The organism is Streptomyces sp. NPDC093984, assembly GCF_044764595.1.
Lineage (GTDB): Bacteria > Actinomycetota > Actinomycetes > Streptomycetales > Streptomycetaceae > Streptomyces > Streptomyces cynarae.
This window is the reverse complement of the sequence record NZ_JBIWIM010000002.1, coordinates 357,836-375,261: the sequence shown is the minus strand read 5'-3', so window position 1 is coordinate 375,261 and position 17,426 is coordinate 357,836. Positions and strand designations below refer to the sequence as shown.

At 69.8% G+C, this 17,426-nt stretch carries 19 protein-coding genes and 1 riboswitch; of the genes, 7 read left to right on the top strand and 12 right to left on the bottom strand.

Translation table 11 applies throughout. The features are described 5' to 3' along the window. Positions 1-91: 91 nt before the first annotated feature. The 5 genes from sdhC to ACIRC0_RS09520 all read left to right on the top strand — a co-directional run bounded on the left by sdhC (position 92) and on the right by ACIRC0_RS09520 (position 4,278). Positions 92-472, top strand: a complete 381-nt coding sequence (sdhC, locus tag ACIRC0_RS09540) for a succinate dehydrogenase, cytochrome b556 subunit (RefSeq protein ID WP_103837432.1) — start codon at positions 92-94, stop codon at positions 470-472. Positions 473-477: 5 nt separating this feature from the next. Next, a complete protein-coding gene (locus tag ACIRC0_RS09535) occupies positions 478-960 on the top strand; it encodes a succinate dehydrogenase hydrophobic membrane anchor subunit (RefSeq protein WP_403613502.1) in 483 nt (160 codons plus the stop codon). A 19-nt stretch (positions 961-979) separates the two neighbouring features. Next, on the top strand, positions 980-2,734 hold the full coding sequence (gene sdhA, locus ACIRC0_RS09530) for a succinate dehydrogenase flavoprotein subunit (protein ID WP_403613500.1): 1,755 nt from the start codon (positions 980-982) through the stop codon (positions 2,732-2,734). Next, entirely contained in the window at positions 2,734-3,504 is a 771-nt protein-coding gene (locus ACIRC0_RS09525) for a succinate dehydrogenase iron-sulfur subunit (RefSeq protein WP_403613497.1), read from the top strand. The genes sdhA and ACIRC0_RS09525 overlap by 1 nt, the downstream gene beginning before the upstream one ends. A gap of 156 nt (positions 3,505-3,660) precedes the next feature. After that, complete coding sequence (locus ACIRC0_RS09520; protein WP_403613495.1) at positions 3,661-4,278, top strand: Uma2 family endonuclease; 618 nt, start codon at positions 3,661-3,663, stop codon at positions 4,276-4,278. A gap of 13 nt (positions 4,279-4,291) precedes the next feature. On the opposite strand, the gene ACIRC0_RS09515 is transcribed toward ACIRC0_RS09520, so the two are convergent. The 6 genes from ACIRC0_RS09515 to ACIRC0_RS09490 all read right to left on the bottom strand — a co-directional run bounded on the left by ACIRC0_RS09515 (position 4,292) and on the right by ACIRC0_RS09490 (position 8,991). After that, positions 4,292-4,555 (bottom strand): TM2 domain-containing protein, encoded by a 264-nt coding sequence (locus tag ACIRC0_RS09515; protein WP_403613492.1) that lies wholly within the window; start codon positions 4,553-4,555, stop codon positions 4,292-4,294. Positions 4,556-4,825: 270 nt separating this feature from the next. Then, positions 4,826-5,218 carry a DUF2752 domain-containing protein gene (locus tag ACIRC0_RS09510; RefSeq protein WP_403613489.1) on the bottom strand — a complete coding sequence of 131 codons (393 nt, stop codon included), beginning with the start codon at positions 5,216-5,218 and terminating at the stop codon, positions 4,826-4,828. Between the two features lie 6 nt (positions 5,219-5,224). Next, on the bottom strand, positions 5,225-5,611 hold the full coding sequence (locus ACIRC0_RS09505; RefSeq protein ID WP_403613486.1) for a TM2 domain-containing protein: 387 nt from the start codon (positions 5,609-5,611) through the stop codon (positions 5,225-5,227). A 156-nt stretch (positions 5,612-5,767) separates the two neighbouring features. Beyond that, positions 5,768-7,324, bottom strand: coding sequence for an ABC transporter substrate-binding protein (locus tag ACIRC0_RS09500; protein ID WP_403613483.1), 1,557 nt, complete (start codon positions 7,322-7,324; stop codon positions 5,768-5,770). A 148-nt stretch (positions 7,325-7,472) separates the two neighbouring features. Continuing rightward, entirely contained in the window at positions 7,473-8,729 is a 1,257-nt protein-coding gene (locus ACIRC0_RS09495) for a metallophosphoesterase (protein ID WP_403613480.1), read from the bottom strand. A 19-nt stretch (positions 8,730-8,748) separates the two neighbouring features. Then, positions 8,749-8,991: an SCO4848 family membrane protein gene (locus ACIRC0_RS09490; RefSeq protein ID WP_366023995.1), complete on the bottom strand. Its 243-nt coding sequence runs from the start codon at positions 8,989-8,991 to the stop codon at positions 8,749-8,751. A gap of 103 nt (positions 8,992-9,094) precedes the next feature. Here ACIRC0_RS09490 and ACIRC0_RS09485 point away from each other — a divergent pair, with 103 nt between their 5' ends. Further along, the gene (locus ACIRC0_RS09485) at positions 9,095-10,363 is read left to right on the top strand and encodes a D-alanyl-D-alanine carboxypeptidase family protein (protein ID WP_403613478.1); all 1,269 of its coding nucleotides are present in this window, start codon (positions 9,095-9,097) and stop codon (positions 10,361-10,363) included. On the opposite strand, the gene ACIRC0_RS09480 is transcribed toward ACIRC0_RS09485, so the two are convergent. The 3 genes from ACIRC0_RS09480 to trpS all read right to left on the bottom strand — a co-directional run bounded on the left by ACIRC0_RS09480 (position 10,266) and on the right by trpS (position 13,275). Further along, positions 10,266-11,228 (bottom strand): YihY/virulence factor BrkB family protein, encoded by a 963-nt coding sequence (locus ACIRC0_RS09480; RefSeq protein ID WP_403613476.1) that lies wholly within the window; start codon positions 11,226-11,228, stop codon positions 10,266-10,268. The two genes, ACIRC0_RS09485 and ACIRC0_RS09480, sit on opposite strands and share 98 nt — an antisense overlap. Positions 11,229-11,515: 287 nt before the next feature. After that, the gene (locus ACIRC0_RS09475) at positions 11,516-12,097 is read right to left on the bottom strand and encodes a 2'-5' RNA ligase family protein (RefSeq protein WP_403613474.1); all 582 of its coding nucleotides are present in this window, start codon (positions 12,095-12,097) and stop codon (positions 11,516-11,518) included. 164 nt (positions 12,098-12,261) lie between these two features. After that, positions 12,262-13,275, bottom strand: coding sequence for a tryptophan--tRNA ligase (gene trpS / locus ACIRC0_RS09470; RefSeq protein ID WP_403613471.1), 1,014 nt, complete (start codon positions 13,273-13,275; stop codon positions 12,262-12,264). 90 nt (positions 13,276-13,365) lie between these two features. On the opposite strand from trpS, the gene ACIRC0_RS09465 reads away from it, so the two are divergent. Beyond that, positions 13,366-14,061, top strand: coding sequence for a hypothetical protein (locus tag ACIRC0_RS09465; protein ID WP_403613469.1), 696 nt, complete (start codon positions 13,366-13,368; stop codon positions 14,059-14,061). Between the two features lie 10 nt (positions 14,062-14,071). Here ACIRC0_RS09465 and ACIRC0_RS09460 read toward each other — a convergent pair whose 3' ends face one another. The 3 genes from ACIRC0_RS09460 to ACIRC0_RS09450 form a co-directional block, all read right to left on the bottom strand. Beyond that, entirely contained in the window at positions 14,072-15,523 is a 1,452-nt protein-coding gene (locus tag ACIRC0_RS09460; protein WP_403613467.1) for a glycine hydroxymethyltransferase, read from the bottom strand. 40 nt (positions 15,524-15,563) lie between these two features. Beyond that, positions 15,564-15,653, bottom strand: a riboswitch (ZMP/ZTP riboswitch). Between the two features lie 139 nt (positions 15,654-15,792). Further along, positions 15,793-16,977: a glutathionylspermidine synthase family protein gene (locus ACIRC0_RS09455; protein WP_403613464.1), complete on the bottom strand. Its 1,185-nt coding sequence runs from the start codon at positions 16,975-16,977 to the stop codon at positions 15,793-15,795. A 6-nt stretch (positions 16,978-16,983) separates the two neighbouring features. Continuing rightward, the gene (locus ACIRC0_RS09450) at positions 16,984-17,325 is read right to left on the bottom strand and encodes a hypothetical protein (RefSeq protein ID WP_263231552.1); all 342 of its coding nucleotides are present in this window, start codon (positions 17,323-17,325) and stop codon (positions 16,984-16,986) included. Positions 17,326-17,426 lie beyond the last annotated feature (101 nt).

Genomic DNA, 17,426 nt, shown 5'->3' with positions numbered 1-17,426 from the left:
CATGCTGGGGGCCGGTGGACCGTACCCGGCCGGGCCCGACCGACACAGAAAGCCGGCGCGGCCCTAGTCCCCGCTCCCGGAGGGTTCTTCCGTGCCGGCTGGAACGCTGTACCGCGGCCGGGAAGGAATGTGGTCCTGGGTGGCTCACCGAGTCACCGGCGTCCTCATCTTCTTCTTCCTGTTCGTACACGTGCTGGACACCGCTCTCGTCCGTGTCTCCCCCGAGGCCTACGACAAGGTCGTGGCCACGTACAAGACACCGATCGTCGCGATTCTGGAGTACGGCCTCGTCGCCGCCATCCTCTTCCACGCGCTCAACGGCCTCCGCGTCATCGCGGTCGACTTCTGGTCGAAGGGCCCGCGCTACCAGAAGCAGATGCTCTGGACCGTCGTCGGTGTCTGGGTCGTGCTGATGCTCGGGGCGATCTACCCCGTCCTCGGCCACGCCGCTCGTGAACTCTTCGGGAGCTGAGGCGCATGTCCACCACTGAAACCACCACCTCCGGCATCGGCCCGGTCGAGGGTGCCCCGCTGTACGACGTCGACAACCCGGCGCCGGTCATCGAGCCGCCCCGCAAGCGGACGAGGAAGACCCCCAAGTCGACCCGCGGCAACTTCGAGATGTACGGCTGGCTGTTCATGCGCCTGTCCGGCATCGTGCTGGTCGTCCTGGTCATCGGCCACCTGCTGATCCAGCTCGTGCTGGACGGCGGTGTCTCCAAGATCGGCTTCGCCTTCGTGGCCGGCCGCTGGGCCTCCCCCTGGTGGCAGGTCTGGGACCTGACCATGCTGTGGCTCGCGATGCTGCACGGCGCCAACGGCCTGCGCACGGTCATCAACGACTACGCCGAGCGGACGAACACGCGGCTGTGGCTGAAGGGCCTGCTGTACACCGCCACGGTGTTCACCATCCTGCTGGGCACGCTGGTGATCTTCACCTTCGACCCGAACATCCGCTAGGCACGGGGCTGCGAGAATCATGAAGATCCACAAGTACGACACCGTCATCGTCGGCGCCGGTGGCGCCGGTATGCGCGCCGCCATCGAGTCGACGAAGCGCAGCCGCACCGCCGTGCTGACCAAGCTCTACCCCACCCGCTCCCACACGGGCGCCGCGCAGGGCGGTATGGCCGCCGCGCTCGCGAACGTGGAGGAGGACAACTGGGAGTGGCACACCTTCGACACGGTCAAGGGCGGTGACTACCTGGTCGACCAGGACGCCGCCGAGATCCTGGCGAAGGAGGCCATCGACTCCGTCCTCGACCTGGAGAAGATGGGCCTGCCGTTCAACCGCACCCCGAACGGCACCATCGACCAGCGCCGCTTCGGCGGTCACTCCCGCAACCACGGCGAGGCCCCGGTCCGCCGCTCCTGCTACGCGGCCGACCGCACCGGCCACATGATCCTCCAGACGCTGTACCAGAACTGCGTGAAGGAGGGCGTGGAGTTCTTCAACGAGTTCTACGTCCTGGACCAGCTGATCACCGAGGTGGACGGCGTCAAGCGCTCGGCCGGTGTCGTGGCGTACGAGCTGGCGACCGGTGAGATCCACATCTTCCAGGCGAAGGCCGTGATCTACGCCTCCGGTGGCTGCGGCAAGTTCTTCAAGGTGACGTCGAACGCGCACACGCTGACCGGTGACGGTCAGGCAGCCGTGTACCGGCGGGGCATCCCGCTGGAGGACATGGAGTTCTTCCAGTTCCACCCGACCGGCATCTGGCGCATGGGCATCCTCCTGACCGAGGGTGCGCGCGGTGAGGGCGGCATCCTCCGCAACAAGGACGGCGAGCGCTTCATGGAGAAGTACGCGCCGGTCATGAAGGACCTCGCCTCCCGTGACGTCGTCTCCCGCTCCATCTACACGGAGATCCGCGAGGGTCGCGGCTGCGGTCCCGAGGGCGACCACGTCTACCTGGACCTCACCCACCTGCCGCCGGAGCAGCTGGACGCCAAGCTGCCCGACATCACCGAGTTCGCGCGGACGTACCTCGGCATCGAGCCGTACACGGACCCGATCCCGATCCAGCCGACCGCGCACTACGCGATGGGCGGCATCCCGACGAACGTCCAGGGCGAGGTCCTCGCGGACAACACCACGGTGGTCCCGGGCCTGTACGCGGCCGGCGAGGTCGCCTGCGTGTCGGTGCACGGCGCCAACCGCCTCGGCACCAACTCGCTGCTGGACATCAACGTGTTCGGCAAGCGGGCGGGCATCGCCGCCGCCGAGTACTCCCAGACGGCGGACTTCGTCGAGCTGCCGGAGAACCCGGAGGAGCTCGTCGTCGCCCAGATCGAGCGGCTGCGCAACTCCACGGGCAACGAGCGCGTGGCGGAGCTGCGCCGTGAGCTGCAGGAGACCATGGACGCGAACGTCATGGTGTTCCGCACCGAGCAGACGATCAAGACGGCGGTCGAGAAGATCGCCGAGCTCAAGGAGCGCTACAAGAACGTGGCGATCCAGGACAAGGGCAAGCGGTTCAACACGGACCTGCTGGAGGCCGTCGAGCTGGGCAACCTGCTCGACCTCGCCGAGGTCATGGCGGTCTCCGCGCTGGCCCGCAAGGAGTCCCGCGGCGGTCACTACCGCGAGGACTACCCGAACCGCGACGACGTCAACTTCATGCGCCACACCATGGCGTACCGCGAGGTGGGCGACGACGGCACCGAGTCCATCCGTCTCGACTACAAGCCGGTCGTCCAGACCCGCTACCAGCCGATGGAGCGTAAGTACTGATGGCTACCCCTGTTCTGGACAAGGCCGAGGCGAGCGCTTCGGGCTCGGCAGCGTCCCCCTACATCACGGTCACCTTCCGCGTCCGCCGCTTCAACCCCGAGGTCTCGGCCGAGGCGACCTGGCAGGACTTCCAGCTGGAGATCGACCCCAAGGAGCGGGTCCTCGACGGTCTGCACAAGATCAAGTGGGACCTGGACGGGTCGCTGACCTTCCGCCGCTCCTGCGCGCACGGCATCTGCGGCTCGGACGCCATGCGGATCAACGGCAAGAACCGCCTGGCGTGCAAGACGCTGATCAAGGACATCAACCCCGAGAAGCCGATCACGATCGAGCCCATAAAGGGCCTGACGGTCCTGAAGGACCTGGTCGTCGACATGGAGCCGTTCTTCCAGGCGTACCGGGACGTGATGCCGTTCCTGATCACCAAGGAGACGAACGAGCCGACGCGTGAGCGTCTGCAGTCGGCCGAGGACCGCGAGCGCTTCGACGACACGACGAAGTGCATCCTGTGCGCGGCCTGCACGACCTCCTGCCCGGTGTTCTGGAACGACGGCCAGTACTTCGGCCCGGCGGCCATCGTCAACGCGCACCGCTTCATCTTCGACTCGCGTGACGAGGCCGGCGAGCAGCGGCTGGAGATCCTGAACGACAAGGACGGCGTGTGGCGCTGCCGCACGACGTTCAACTGCACGGACGCGTGCCCGCGCGGCATCGAGGTCACCAAGGCGATCCAGGAGGTGAAGCGGGCGCTGATCACCCGCCGCCTCTGACGTTTCTTCGCCGTACGTCACCGAGGGCCCCGTTTCCGCTGGAGACGGGGCCCTCGGGCATATGCCACACCATCGGGTGAACGTGGCTGCGAAGGACGCACGGGCGTCTCCCGGCCTACGATGATGCTCTCGACACCAGCCCACGGGAGGCACCTGATGTCCGCAGCATCCGTCGAGCAGCCCTTCGAGCACGAAGAGCCGGTCAGCCTCACGACCATCGCCGACGAGATCATGGAGCGTCATCCGGGCTACCGCGTCGAGATCATCGGAGGCCATCTCCTCGTGACCCCGTCCCCGGATGCTCCTCACGCTCGAGCCCTGACCAAACTCATGCGCCCGTTCATCACGGCTGGACTCGACGACGGCGAAACCGAGGTCCTCCAGAACGTCGGTCTGTGGCTGCCCACCGACACCGAGGACTACGCCATCCCCGACCTCGTGGTGGTCGACGCGGACATCGACGACCACTTCGTCGAGAACAACTGCTACGACCCGGTCTGCTTCCGCCTCGTCCTCGAGGTCACGTCCGGCAACTGGAAGAACGACCTCAAGACCAAGGCCGCCGCCTACGCCGAGGCCGAGGTGCCCGTCTACGTCGTCGTGGACCGCAGGCACCAGCGCCTTCACGTCCTCACAGACCCCACCGGGAACAGGTACGAGAACCATCGTCCGTACGCTCCCGGTGAGATCGTCACCCTCCCCGACTCCATCGGCGCCAAAGTCACCCTGGATGTCGAGGAGATCCTGAAGGCAGGTCAGCAGAAGCCCCGGTAGGGCCCCCGCCCCCTCAGCCCCGCAGCACCCGCCCCTGCTTGTCCGTGCGGTCGTTGCTCGTCAGGAAGAGGATGCCGTCGATGAGCGACCAGATGCCCAGGCCGCCGCAGGTGAAGAGCTGGGCGATGCCCACGCCCACGGAGCCGACGTAGAAGCGGCCGATGCCGAGGCCGCCCAGGAAGATCTGCAGGATGCCCGCGACGATCTTGGACTTGTCGGAGTACGGGCGGCCCTGCGGGTCGATGCCGTAGGGAGCCTCGGGGGTGGGGACGGTCATGGGACTGCTCCTGGAAGTGCCGTAGTGGATCACGGAGAACCGGAATGGTTGGCTCCGGAATGAGGCCAGGAGGGATCCCGCCGCGAAGATGGAATGAGAGATCCGACCGGGATCCGGTCGGAGATCTTCTGTCGTCGCCCCCCTGTGAGCTGGGAGCTTAGGAAAAGAGAGCGCAAGGGCGGGAGAGGGTGTGAATGATTGTTCCTCTTCCGTGATCAAATCCGGACAGCCGGCGGTCACATCAAGCCGACGCGACTCAACTCCCGCCCGCTAGAAGGCGTTACGAACCACCGTCCACGCCACCGCCAGCCCCAGGACCAGCACCTGTGCCCGCGTGCTCAGTTGTGGCTGCCAGCGACGGCCGCGCAGCCCTTCGACCGCCCAACGGCCCAGCAGGGCGAGGGCGTACGGCGAGGCGAGCAGCAGCGCCCTGTTGTCCAGCCACGCCTCGGTGAAGTGACCGTGCATCAGGTCGTACACCATGCGGGTGCCGCCGCAGGCGGGACAGAGCAGGCCCGTGAGGAGCCGGAACGGGCACTGGGGCAGCAGGTGCCCGGGCTCGTGCGGATCGGTGACGTACAGATAGCCGGCCCCGGCCGCCCCGGCGGCGAGTACCGCCAGGGGCGCCACCGCCGGGTGCCGCAGTACGGACTGGGGAGACACCCGGGCTCAGCCGCGCAGGACGCGGCCCTGGGAGTCGGTCTGGTTGCTGCCCGTCAGCAGGATGATGCCGTCGATCAGCGCCCAGATACCGAAGCCGCCGCAGGTGAAGAGCTGGGCCAGGCCCAGCCCGACGTTGCCGATGTAGAAGCGCCCGACGCCGAAGGTGCCGAGGGCGAGTTGCAGCACACCGGCGACGATCTTCGACTTGTCCGAGTACGGACGCCCGTACGGGTCGTAGCCGTACGGGGCGTTGGGGTCGCCGGTGTACATCCCGGGCGGCACGGCGCCAGGCGCGTACCCGTACTGCGGATACCCGTACCCCGGCGGCGGGCCCGGGGGCTGGTTCGGGTACCCGTGACCGTAGGGACCGGGCTGCTGCGGCTGTTCGCTCAAGGACTGCTCCTGGGACCGGTTGCGGGGAGCCCCGCGAAGATACGACAAGACGAGAAATGAGCCCGGTCATCATGCCCGAGACACCCCCCGAGCGCAGAAGCGGGGGGCGCCTGGAAGATCACATGTGGGGGTGGGACGATCACATGTGGCGGTGGCTCAGATCCAGTTCAGCCGCCAGAGGCGGAAGACGCCCGTGCCGTCCGACAGGTACTGGCCGCCGCCGACGTCCTCGCTGTTGACCACGTACTCCTTGCGCTGCCACAGCGGGATCAGCGGGACGTCCTGCGCCACGATCTGCTGGATGCGCTGGAAGTCGTCGGCGGTCCGGCTGCGGTCGGAGTAGCGCTGGCTGTCCAGGATCAGACCGTCGACCTGCTTGTCGCTGTAGCCGTTCTTCATGCTGTTGCCCGTGCCGACGAGCGGGGCCGTGAAGGTGTCGGGGTCGGGGAAGTCGGCGACCCAGCCGACGGCGTACGCGTCGAGCTTGCCGCTCGCGTACCGCTCCTGGAAGTCGGTCCACTCATATCCCTTGACGTCCACCGTGAACAGCCCGGTCGCCTCCAGTTGGCGCTTGAGGTCAGCGGCCTCCTCCGCGGCGGCGCCCCGACCCTGCGCGTAGCCGTAGGTGAAGTGGACGGGCACGCTCACGCCCGCGGCGGTGAGCAGGGCGCGGGCCTTCTTGGTGTCGGGCTTGGGGTAGGCGTCGAAGAACGACGTGGTGTGCCCCGTGATACCCGCCGGAATCAGCGAGTACAGCGGGTCCGTCGTCCCCTCGTAGACGGTGCTGACCAGTTCCTCGCGGTTGATGACGGCGGCGATGGCCTGGCGGACACGGCGGTCGTGCAGCGGTGAGCCGGCGGCGGTGTTCAGGACGAGGTTGCGGATCTCCGCGCTGTCGGCCTCGGTGACGCGCTGGCCGGGGTCGCTCGGCGAGAGGTTGGCCAGCACGGAGGGCGGCAGCTGACGGGTGGCGACATCGACGTCCTTCGCCTTCCACGCCTTCTCCAGGGCGCCGGGGTCGGCGTAGTACCGCAGCTCGATGGGCCGGCCGGTTTCCTTGACGTCGCCCTTGTAGTGCTTGTTCGGGGCGAGGACGGCCTTGTCGTCCTTCGTGTACGACGTCAGGGTGTACGGCCCGGTCCCGTCGACACCGTTGTCGGTGCGCAGCTTGTCCTGCGGGTACTTGGTGCGGTCGACGATGGAGCCGGCACCGGTGGCCACCTTGAACGGGAAGGTCGCGTCCGGGGTGGACAGATGGAAGGTCACGGTCAGCCCGCTCGCGTCCACCGAGCGGAGGGTGTCGAGGAGGGTCGCGGGACCGACGTCGGAGTTGATGCGCTTGACCCGGTCGAAGGAGTACTTGACGTCTTCGGCGGTCATGGCGCGCCCGCTGGGGAACGTGACGTCCTCGCGCAGCGTGCAGCGGTACGTCTTCAGGTCCGTGCCCACGAACGCGCAGCTCTGGGCGGCGTCCGGCACCGGTTCCACACCGTCGGGTTCGAAGGTCAGCAGTGACTGGAAAACGCTGCTGAACAAAGCCCACGATCCGGCGTCATAGGCCCCCGCCGGATCGAGTGACGTGACGGCGTCCGTCGTCCCGACCGTGATGGTCCTGTTGTTGTTCTCCTTGGCCGGCAGCAACTGCCACCCGCCCACTCCCGCACCTGCCAACACCAGCACAGCCGCGAGAATCCGCATGCGAACCGATCGCATCGGCGCCCCTCCCCAGGCCCTCAGCGCATACCACTCCCCTGTGGTGAGGATCACCTAACCACAGTGTTTCAAGTGGGGGAAGAGGCATTAGTTGAAGATGAGAGAGAACTTACCCAGGGGTTGTTTCCGTCAGGTTTCGGCCAAGCCTTCAGGCCTGGCGGGAGGCCAGTTCGACGACCGTGATGTCCGACGGGGCGCCCACCCGCGTCGGCGGCCCCCATGCCCCCGCTCCCCGGGACACGTACAGCTGGGTGTCGCCGTAGCGGTCCAGGCCGGCGACCGTGGGGTTGGCCGCGGCCGCGACGAAGTTGCCCGGCCAGAGCTGGCCGCCGTGGGTGTGACCGGAGAGCTGGAGGTCCACGTGGTGCCTGACCGCTTCGTGGATCTGCAGCGGCTGGTGGGCCAGGAGGACCACCGCGCGTGAGGTGTCGCGGTCGCCGAGCGCCTTGGTGAAGTCGGGGCCCTCGCCCTCGCTCTCGCCCGCCAGGTCGTTGACTCCGGCGAGGTCGAACGCGGGCAGTTCCGTGCGGGCGTTCTCCAGGGGGTGCAGGCCCAGTCGGCGTACCTCCTCCACCCACTGGTCCGCGCCCGAGAAGTATTCGTGGTTGCCCGTGACGAAGTAGCTGCCGTGACGGGCCTTCAGCCGGGACAGCGGGGCCGCCGCCGGGCCCAGGTCCTTGACGCTGCCGTCGACCAGGTCGCCGACGACCGCGATCAGGTCGGGCTGGGTCGAGTTGATCGTGTCCACGACCTTCTGCGCGAAGCCCCTGCCCAGCACGGGGCCCAGGTGGATGTCGCTCACCACCGCGATCCGGAAGCCGTGCGCCGCGCGCGGGAGCCTGGCCAGCGGCACCGTCACCCGCTTCACCGCGGGGCCGCGCAGGACGCCGTAGGTGCCGTGGCCCACCGTGCCGACCGCGGCCGCGGCCACCGCGCCACCGACGACCCGGGAGACGAACAGGCGCCGGGACGGGGCGGACTGTTCCTGTGGCGGCGCGGGCTTCGGACCCGCGGGCTCCGGGTCCGCGGGTGCCGCTCCCGCCGGCACCGCTGCCGGTACCGGTGCCTTCTCCTCCGCTCGCGCCCCGCGCTCCACCAGGCGCCGCACCAGCGGTCGTGCCAACTCCCCCGCCACCAGCGCCAGCAGCAGGTACAGCGTCAGCGCCATCCACAGGAAGCCGGGCCAGCCGAGGACGCGTTGCAACCAGAACGGGGCGCCGGCGCGCTCGGCGACCAGGGCCGCGACCATCAGAACCGGTCCGGCGACGACCACCGCCGTGCCGGCGCGGCGGGCCGGGCCCGGCCCGCGGGTCGTGTCGCGGACCAGCCGGCGCCACGCGTACCAGTGCAGGGCGACGAGCGCGGCGAGGACGGCGAGGGCGACCAGCGCGAAGACGACGACCACGGTGCTGTCCCCGTCCCCGCTATGACGTTCGCCGCAGCGCGCGCAGTCCGCGCAACCCAATGACGCCGATGACAGTCCCAAGGACAAAGGAGACGACGGCGAGCGTCAGGTGCACCCAGAAGTACGCCGTCGGATTCCCCGCGTCGTCGAACGCGAGTCCGCTGCCGTCCTTCCAGAGGTTCTTGACGAAAGTGATCCAGATGACCCAGCTCCACACCCCGAAGGCGAGCAGGAACCAGGAGATGGGGCGGCTGAGCTTCATACCTTCAGTATCGCCGGTCGCGGGCGGGCACCGGCCCGGGGGTGCGCGGCAACGGCCGGGACGGGTCGGGACTTCCCCGTCGGCGCCCGGTACCTTCGCGGTCGTGTCCGCCTTGAAGAAGATCGTCGGGCGCCGCCTGCCGGTCGCCTCCGCCGTCGTGCTGTCCTTCTCGCTCGCCGCACCCGCGACCGCGTTCGCGGCCCCGAAGACCCCGGCGGCCTCGCCCTCGGCCACCCCTCCGGCCGTGATGTCGACCGTCGGCGGCGAGCAGCTCGGCAGGCCGGGCACCCAGGTGAACCTGGGCAGCGGTGCCCCGGTGCTGCCGAAGGACGTCACCGCGCGCTCCTGGATCGTCGCCGACGCCGAGTCCGGTGACGTCCTCGCCGCCCACAACGCGCACTGGCGGCTGCCCCCGGCGAGCACCCTGAAGATGCTGTTCGCGGACACCGTGCTGCCGAAGTTCCCGGCGAGCGAGACGCACAAGGTGCTCCCCTCCGATCTGGCCGGCATGGGCGCCGGATCCAGCCTGGTCGGGATAAAGGAGGGCGAGACCTACACCGTCCGCGACCTGTGGCTCGGCGTGTTCCTGCGCTCGGGCAACGACGCCGTGCACGCGCTGTCGGCGATGAACGGCGGCGTCCCGCAGACCGTGAAGGACATGCAGGCGCACGCCGAGGAGCTGCAGGCGCTCGACACGCACGTGGTCAGCCCGGACGGCTACGACGCCCAGGGGCAGGTGTCGTCGGCGTACGACCTCACTCTGATCGCCCGCTCCGGACTGCAGAAGAAGGACTTCCGGGACTACTGCTCCACGGTGCGGGCCACGTTCCCGGGCGAGACCACCGAGAAGGGCGGCAAGAAGTCCCGCGGGTCGTTCGAGATCCAGAACACCAACCGGCTGCTGGCCGGCGACTACGACATGACCCCGTACCGGGGCATCGCGGGCGTGAAGAACGGCAACACCACCAACGCGGGCGCGACCTTCACGGGGGTCGCCGAGCGCAACGGCAAGGTGCTGCTCGTGACGGTCATGAACCCGGAGAAGCACGACCACAACGAGGTCTACAAGGAGGCCGCCCGGCTGCTCGACTGGGGCTTCGGCGCCGCCGGCAAGGTGACGCCGGTCGGCGAGCTGGTCGCGCCGAAGAGCGCGGCCACGGGCACGGACCCCACCGGGACGCCGTCTCCGGCCGCCGCGGCCGGGGGGCCCGGCAAGCCGGTGGCGGCCTCGGTGCGGGAGGGCGGCTCCAGCGGGATGGGCGTGGCGCTCGCCATCACGGCCGGCCTTCTGGTGCTGCTGGGCGCGGGTGCGTTCCTGGTGAACCGCCGCTGGCCGCTGCCCGATCTGGTACGTCGCCGGACGCGTCCCTGACCTGTTCCGCCTCCTTCTCCTTGCGCTGCGTCGCCGTCCAGGCGGCGCAGAACAGCACGAGCTTGGAGGTGAAGTTGATCCACAGCAGCAGCGCGACGGGCACGCCGAAGGCCCCGTACATGCTCTTTCCGGCGACGCCCTGGATGTAGCCGCTGAGCAGCAGTTTGAGCAGTTCGAAGCCGACCGCGCCGATCAGGGCGGCGACGAGGAGACGGCGCCGCCGCGGCTCCACGCCGGGCAGCAGGGTGAGGACGTAGAGCAGGACGAGGAAGTCGGCGAGGACGGAGACGGCGAACGCGGCGATCCGCAGCAGGACGCTGCCCCAGCCGCCCCGGTCGAGGCCGAGCTGCCCGGCCATCCAGTCGACCAGCGCGGTGGCGACGGTGGACGTGGCGAGGGTGACGACGACCGCGCCGCCGAGGCCGACCAGCACCAGGCCGTCCTTGAGCGTGCGCACCAGGGGGTTCGCGGTGTCGTCCGGCAGCTCCCACACCGCGCGCAGGCAGTCCCGCATCTGGCCCACCCAGCCGATGCCGGTGAACAGCAGCACGGCCCCGGCGATCACGCCGACGGTACCGGCGTTCTGCACCAGGCCGTGGATGTCGAGCTGGCTGGAGATGCCCGGGAACTGCTCGGCGATCTTCTTCTGCACGGTGTTCTGCTGGGCCTGGCTGAGGGTCGCGGCGCCGATCGCGGCGGCGACGGTGAGCAGCGGGAAGAGCGCCACGAAGCTGACGAACGTCATCGCGGCGGCGAGCCGGGTCCACTTCACGCGGTCCAGGCGTTCGTAGGAGCGCCAGGCGTGCGTGGCCGTCAGGCGCGTGACCAGTGGCCCGATGCCGGGGAGTCTCTTCAGCCAGTCCATGATCGGTCCCTCCCCTCGTGAACCCGGTCCGTACCCCGGTACTCCGGTCTGTATCCGGTTTCCCCGCATCGCCCATTTCAGTGAGGAGCCGCAGAGAGGAGAGATATGGAGCGGTATGACTGATTTGGCGTGATACGGCCGCGGTCACGCCCGCCGCGAAGGACGCCCACCGTCCGCCCCGGTCCCTGCTGATCCCGGGCGGCACGGAGATCGCCCTGGCCACCGCCCGCCGCCTGGCCGCCCACCGCACCCGTACCCGTATGGCCATCCCTGGGGGCAGAGATCCCCTACAGGCTCGGCAGGGTGGCGTTCTCGGCCGGGGCGGCCGCCTGCGGCGGTACGACCGCGCTGCCGAAGGGGTACTCCCGCAGCTTGCGCCAGACGCCGTCCGCGCCCTGCTCGTACAGCGCGAAGCCCGTGCAGGGCCACTCGGCCGCGTAGTCCGCGAGCTCCTCGTACGCCCGGTCCATCGACGCGTCGTCGATGCCGTGCGCCACCGTGACATGCGGGTGGTACGGGAACAGCAGCTCACGCGCCACCGGCCCGGAGGGGTCCCGGACCTGCCGCTGCAGCCGGGAGCACGCCTCGGCGCCCTCGACGACCTTCACGTACACCACCGGCGACAGGGGCCGGAACGTGCCCGTGCCGGCCAGCCGCATCGGGAAGGGGCGCCCGGCCGCCGCGACGGCGACGAGGTGCGCCTCGATCGCGGGCAGATCCGCGGAGTCCACCTCCGTCGGCGGCAGCAGGGTGACATGCGTGGGAATGCAACGCGCCGCGGCGTCGCCGAAGCCCGCGCGCAGCTCCTGGAGCTCGCTGCCGTGAGGCTCCGGGACCGCGATCGACACACCGATCGTTACGGTCCCCACGTCGTCTCCCTGTCGTCGTGTCGGTCGTCGTGTCGGATTCGTGCACAGCCGTCCGGCTATCGACTGTACGGCCACGACCGCCCGGGGGGCAGGCGCAACCGCAGTGATGTACAGCGCTCTTGGCCGTGGCGCGTCCGTGCGCCGGTACGCGCCGGTCCCGGCCGTCAGTGCTTGGCGGGCAGGAAGCCCACCTTGTCGTAGGCCTGCGCCAGCGTCTCCGCGGCGACGGCGCGGGCCTTCTCCGCGCCCTTGGCCAGGATCGAGTCGAGGGACTCGGGGTCGTCCAGGTACTGCTGGGTGCGCTCCCTGAACGGCGTCACGAACTCGACCATGACGTCGGCGAGGTCCGTCTTGAGCGCGCCGTAGCCCTTGCCCTCGTACTGCTGCTCGAGGTCCCCGATCGGGGTCCCGGTGAGGGTCGAGTAGATCGTCAGCAGGTTGCTGACGCCCGGCTTCTGCTCCACGTCGTAGCGGATCACGGTGTCCGTGTCCGTGACGGCGCTCTTGACCTTCTTCGCGGTGGTCTTCGGCTCGTCCAGCAGGTTGATCAGGCCCTTCGGCGTGGACGCCGACTTGCTCATCTTGATGGACGGGTCCTGGAGGTCGTAGATCTTCGCCGTCTCCTTGAGGATGTACGGCCGCGGGATCGTGAACGTCTCGCCGAAGCGGCCGTTGAACCGCTCGGCGAGGTCGCGGGTCAGCTCGATGTGCTGGCGCTGGTCCTCACCGACCGGGACCTCGTTCGCCTGGTACAGCAGGATGTCGGCGACCTGGAGGATCGGGTAGGTGAACAGGCCGACGCTCGCGCGGTCTGCGCCCTGCTTGGCGGACTTGTCCTTGAACTGGGTCATGCGGCTGGCCTCGCCGAAGCCCGTGAGGCAGTTCATGATCCAGGCGAGCTGGGCGTGCTCGGGGACGTGGCTCTGGACGAAGAGCGTGCACCGCTCCGGGTCGAGCCCGGCCGCGAGCAGCTGGGCGGCGGCCAGGCGGGTGTTGGCGCGCAGGTCCTTCGGGTCCTGCGGGACGGTGATCGCGTGCAGGTCGACGACCATGTAGAACGCGTCGTGGGTCTCCTGCAGGGCCACCCACTGGCGGACGGCGCCGAGGTAGTTGCCGAGGTGGAACGAGCCCGCGGTGGGCTGGATACCGGAGAGCACGCGAGGACTGTCAGAGGCCATGTTCACCATTCTCTCAGGTCCGGGGGGCCGGGCTGGAACTGGCCGGGAACAGCTGTGATCCGATCTTTCTGCGACGGTGTAACAAAGAACATGACAACTGAGGGGGGTCGCGTGCGCGGGCTCGGCGGGCTGGTGGGAGCCCTGGTGACGACGGCGGTGGCGACGGTGGTGGCGCTGGGCGGGGCGGCCGCGCCGGCGCGGGCCACGAGCAGGGACATACCCGATATGGCGCTGGTCGTGGCGGGCGATTCGGGCCGCACGACGACCTTACGCCCCGGTGACCGGCGGTTCGCGCTGCTGTGGCAGTTGCTGGCGCCGACTCGGACGCGGACGGAGCGGGTGCCCGAGGCGTGGCAGCGGGGGCGGTATCCGCCGGCGCGGGCCACGGTGGTGTGGGCGCTGACCGGCATCGGCGGCTGGCCCTACACGCGGCGGGCCCCCGGGGGCGACGTGGCCATCGAGCGGCAGGACCAGGTGTTCCTGGCGGCGGACGGCACGCCCTGGGTGCGGTCGGACCCGGCGCCGGACGTGGCCGACGACGACATCCGGTGGCGGCGGGTGCCGAAGGACGTCTTCGAGCGGTTGGAGCGGGACGGGCTCTTCGGGGCCGCGCCCGCCGCGCCCGGAGGTGGTCTTCGGGACGACCTGCGCTGGGCGGCCGTGGGACTCGGGGCGGGGCTGGCGCTGGGTGCCGGTGGCACGTTGGCCGTACGACGGCGCGCGGCGGCTCAGCGGGTGGCCGAGCCGCCGCGGCAGGAGCTCATCGATCTCGGAGAGCTCGGGTGACCGGCAGCGGTCAGCCCAGGTCGATCTCCGGGTACAGCGGGAAGCCCGCCACCAGGTCCGTCGCCCGCTGGGCGATCTCCTGGGCGACCTTCTCGTCCAGGACGTGGGCCGCCTTGGACGGGGCGCCGGACTTGGTGGTGCCCGGCTCGGTGGTGGTGAGGACCCGGTCGATCAGGCCCGCCACCTCGTCCATCTCCGCCGTGCCGAGGCCACGGGTGGTGAGCGCGGGCGTGCCGATGCGGATGCCGGAGGTGTACCAGGCGCCGTTCGGGTCGGCCGGGATGGAGTTGCGGTTGGTGACGATGCCCGACTCCAGCAGGGCGGCCTCGGCCTGGCGGCCGGTGAGGCCGTAGGAGGTGGCCACGTCGATCAGGTTCAGGTGGTTGTCGGTGCCGCCGGTCACCAGCGTGGCACCGCGGCGCATCAGGCCCTCCGCCAGCGCCCGGGAGTTGTCCACGATCCGCTGGGCGTAGTCCTGGAAGGCCGGCTGCCGGGCCTCCGCGAGCGCCACCGCCTTCGCGGCCATCACGTGCGGGAGCGGGCCGCCGAGGACCATCGGGCAGCCGCGGTCGACCTGGTCCTTGAGGGAGTCGTCGCACAGGACCATGCCGCCGCGCGGGCCGCGCAGCGACTTGTGGGTGGTGGTGGTCACGATCTGGGCGTGCGGCACCGGGTCGAAGTCGCCGGTGAGGACCTTGCCCGCGACCAGGCCCGCGAAGTGCGCCATGTCGACCATGAGCGTGGCGCCGACCTCGTCGGCGATCTCGCGCATGATCCGGAAGTTGACCAGGCGCGGGTAGGCGGAGTAGCCGGCGACGATGATCAGCGGCTTGAACTCGCGGGCCTGGGTGCGCAGGGCGTCGTAGTCGATGAGGCCCGTGGCCGGGTCGGTGCCGTAGGAGCGCTGGTCGAACATCTTGCCGGAGATGTTCGGGCGGAAGCCGTGGGTGAGGTGGCCGCCCGCGTCCAGGGACATGCCGAGCATGCGCTGGTTGCCGAAGGCGCGGCGCAGCTCGGCCCAGTCCTCCTCGGAGAGCTCGTTGACCTGGCGGACGCCCGCCTTCTCCAGGGCCGGGGTCTCGACGCGCTGGGCGAGAACGGCCCAGAAGGCGACGAGGTTGGCGTCGATGCCGGAGTGCGGCTGGACGTAGGCGTGGCGGGCGCCGAACAGCTCGCGCGCGTGCTCGGCGGCCAGCGACTCGACGGTGTCCACGTTGCGGCAGCCGGCGTAGAAGCGGCGGCCGACGGTGCCCTCGGCGTACTTGTCGCTGAACCAGTTGCCCATCGCCAGCAGGGTGGCCGGGGAGGCGTAGTTCTCGGAGGCGATCAGCTTGAGCATCTCGCGCTGGTCGGCGACCTCCTGGCCGATGGCGTCGGCGACCCGGGGCTCGACCGCGCGGATCACGTCGAGGGCGGCGCGGAAGGCGGTGGACTCGGTGGAGAGGGGCTGCTGCTCTGTCATGTCGGCCTCCGGGCGGCGTGGCTTGAAGCGTTCACGGTTCACGGTTGGCCCAGGCGCACGGCACTCGCTCGCATCCGGGCCGCTCCCCGATGGTCGGTCCCATCCCAGCGCGCCAGTCACGGCCCGTCGATCAGCCTACCGGGCGTGGCGGCGCGGTCCGTTCCCGTGTCCATCATGCGAGCGACGAATGGGAAGGGGCATACGTCCGCCTGGGGCCGGAAGGGGGCCTGCCCGGCCGCGGGCGGTGCTCGGCGTCGGAGAGACCGTGTCTAGAGGATCACGTGCGGCAGGAAACGCGCGTACTCGTCCGTGACCAGGCCCGAGGACTCGCGGATGCCGAGGCCCGCCGACTCGTCCTCGACGACCCAGGCGCCGAGGACGACGTGGTTGCCGTCGAAGGAGGGCAGGGGCGCCAGTTCCTGGTAGCAGCAGGGATCCTCCCGCACGACGGGCGCGGCGCCCGGCGCGTGGACCGTGACGCCCTCGCCCTCGCGGCCGAGGAGCGGCTTGGCGACGTAGCCCGTGGTGCGGGCCAGCTCCCGGGGGCCGTCCAGGTGGGCCGGGAGCAGGTTCGGGTGGCCGGGGTACAGCTCCCAGAGGATCGCGAGCAGGGCCTTGTTGCTGAGCAGCATCTTCCAGGCGGGCTCGATCCACAGGGTGCTGCCGGTGCCGCCGCCGTTGTCGAGGGTGTCGAGGACGTGGCCGCCGAAGCGGTCGGTGGTGAGCCATTCCCAGGGGTACAGCTTGAAGCAGCTGCGGATGAAGCGGAGCCGGTTGTCGACGAAGCGCTCCGAGAGCGGGTCCCAGCCGATCTCCTCCAGGGAGATCCAGTCGGTGTCGAGACCGGCCTGCTCGGCGGTCTCCTTCAGGTAGGCGACCGTCATCAGGTCCTCGCCGAGTTCGTCGCCGGCGGAGTGCGCGAAGTACAGCGGGCCGCCGGGCGGGAGCAGCCCGGCCTGCCTCTTCCAGGCGGCGACGAGGCGTTCGTGGAGGGAGTTCCACTGGTCGGCGCCGGGGAAGCGGTCCTCCATCCAGAACCACTGGGCGCTCGCCGCCTCCACGAGCGAGGTGGGCGTGTCGGCGTTGTACTCCAGGAGCTTCGCCGGGCCCGTGCCGTCGTAGCGCAGGTCGAACCGGCCGTACACGGAGGGGAGTTCGGCGCGGCGGTGCCAGGCCTCGGCGACCGCGGCGGCCACGCGCGGGTCGGTGATGCCGAGGTCGGCGAAGCGGTCCGTGGCGACGATGTGCCCGGCGGCGGCCAGGCACAGGGCGTGCAGCTCCTCGACGACCTCTTCGAGGGCCTCCACCTCGTCGAGCGTGAAGACGTAGTAGGCGCTCTCGTCCCAGTAGGGGCGCAGGGAGTCGTCCGGGTAGCGGGTGAGGGGGTAGATCAGGCCCTGCGCCTCGACCGTCTGCTGCCAGCCGGGGCGGGGCTCGGTCGTACGGCGTTCCACTGCGGCTCAGCCGCCGGACTTGCCGTGACCGCTGCCGAAGCCGCCGCGGTCGACGCCGCCGTGGCTTCCGGAGCCGCCGGATCCCTTGCGGGGCTTGGTGAAGGAACCGCCGTTGACGAAGCCGCCCTTCTTCTTGCCGCCGTAGTACCAGCCGCCGTTCACGGACGTCTTGGTGGACGTGCAGTTCTTGTCGGAGACGACCTTGTAGCCCTTGCCGAGGGTGTAGCTGTCGCGGTCGACGCATCGCTTGTCCGGGTCCGAGGAGCAGGCGGTGAGGGCGGCGGCGAGGAGTCCCACGCCGCCGAGGACGACGGTGCCCGAGCGCAGTTGCCGGCGTGTGTCCGCCATGTTCGTTGATCCCCCGTCGAGTGAGAAGTCGAGTGAGAATTCGTTGAGCAGTCGGTGAGACTGTGCGGCAATCAGACTAGAGACCGCAGCCGTCACGTTCA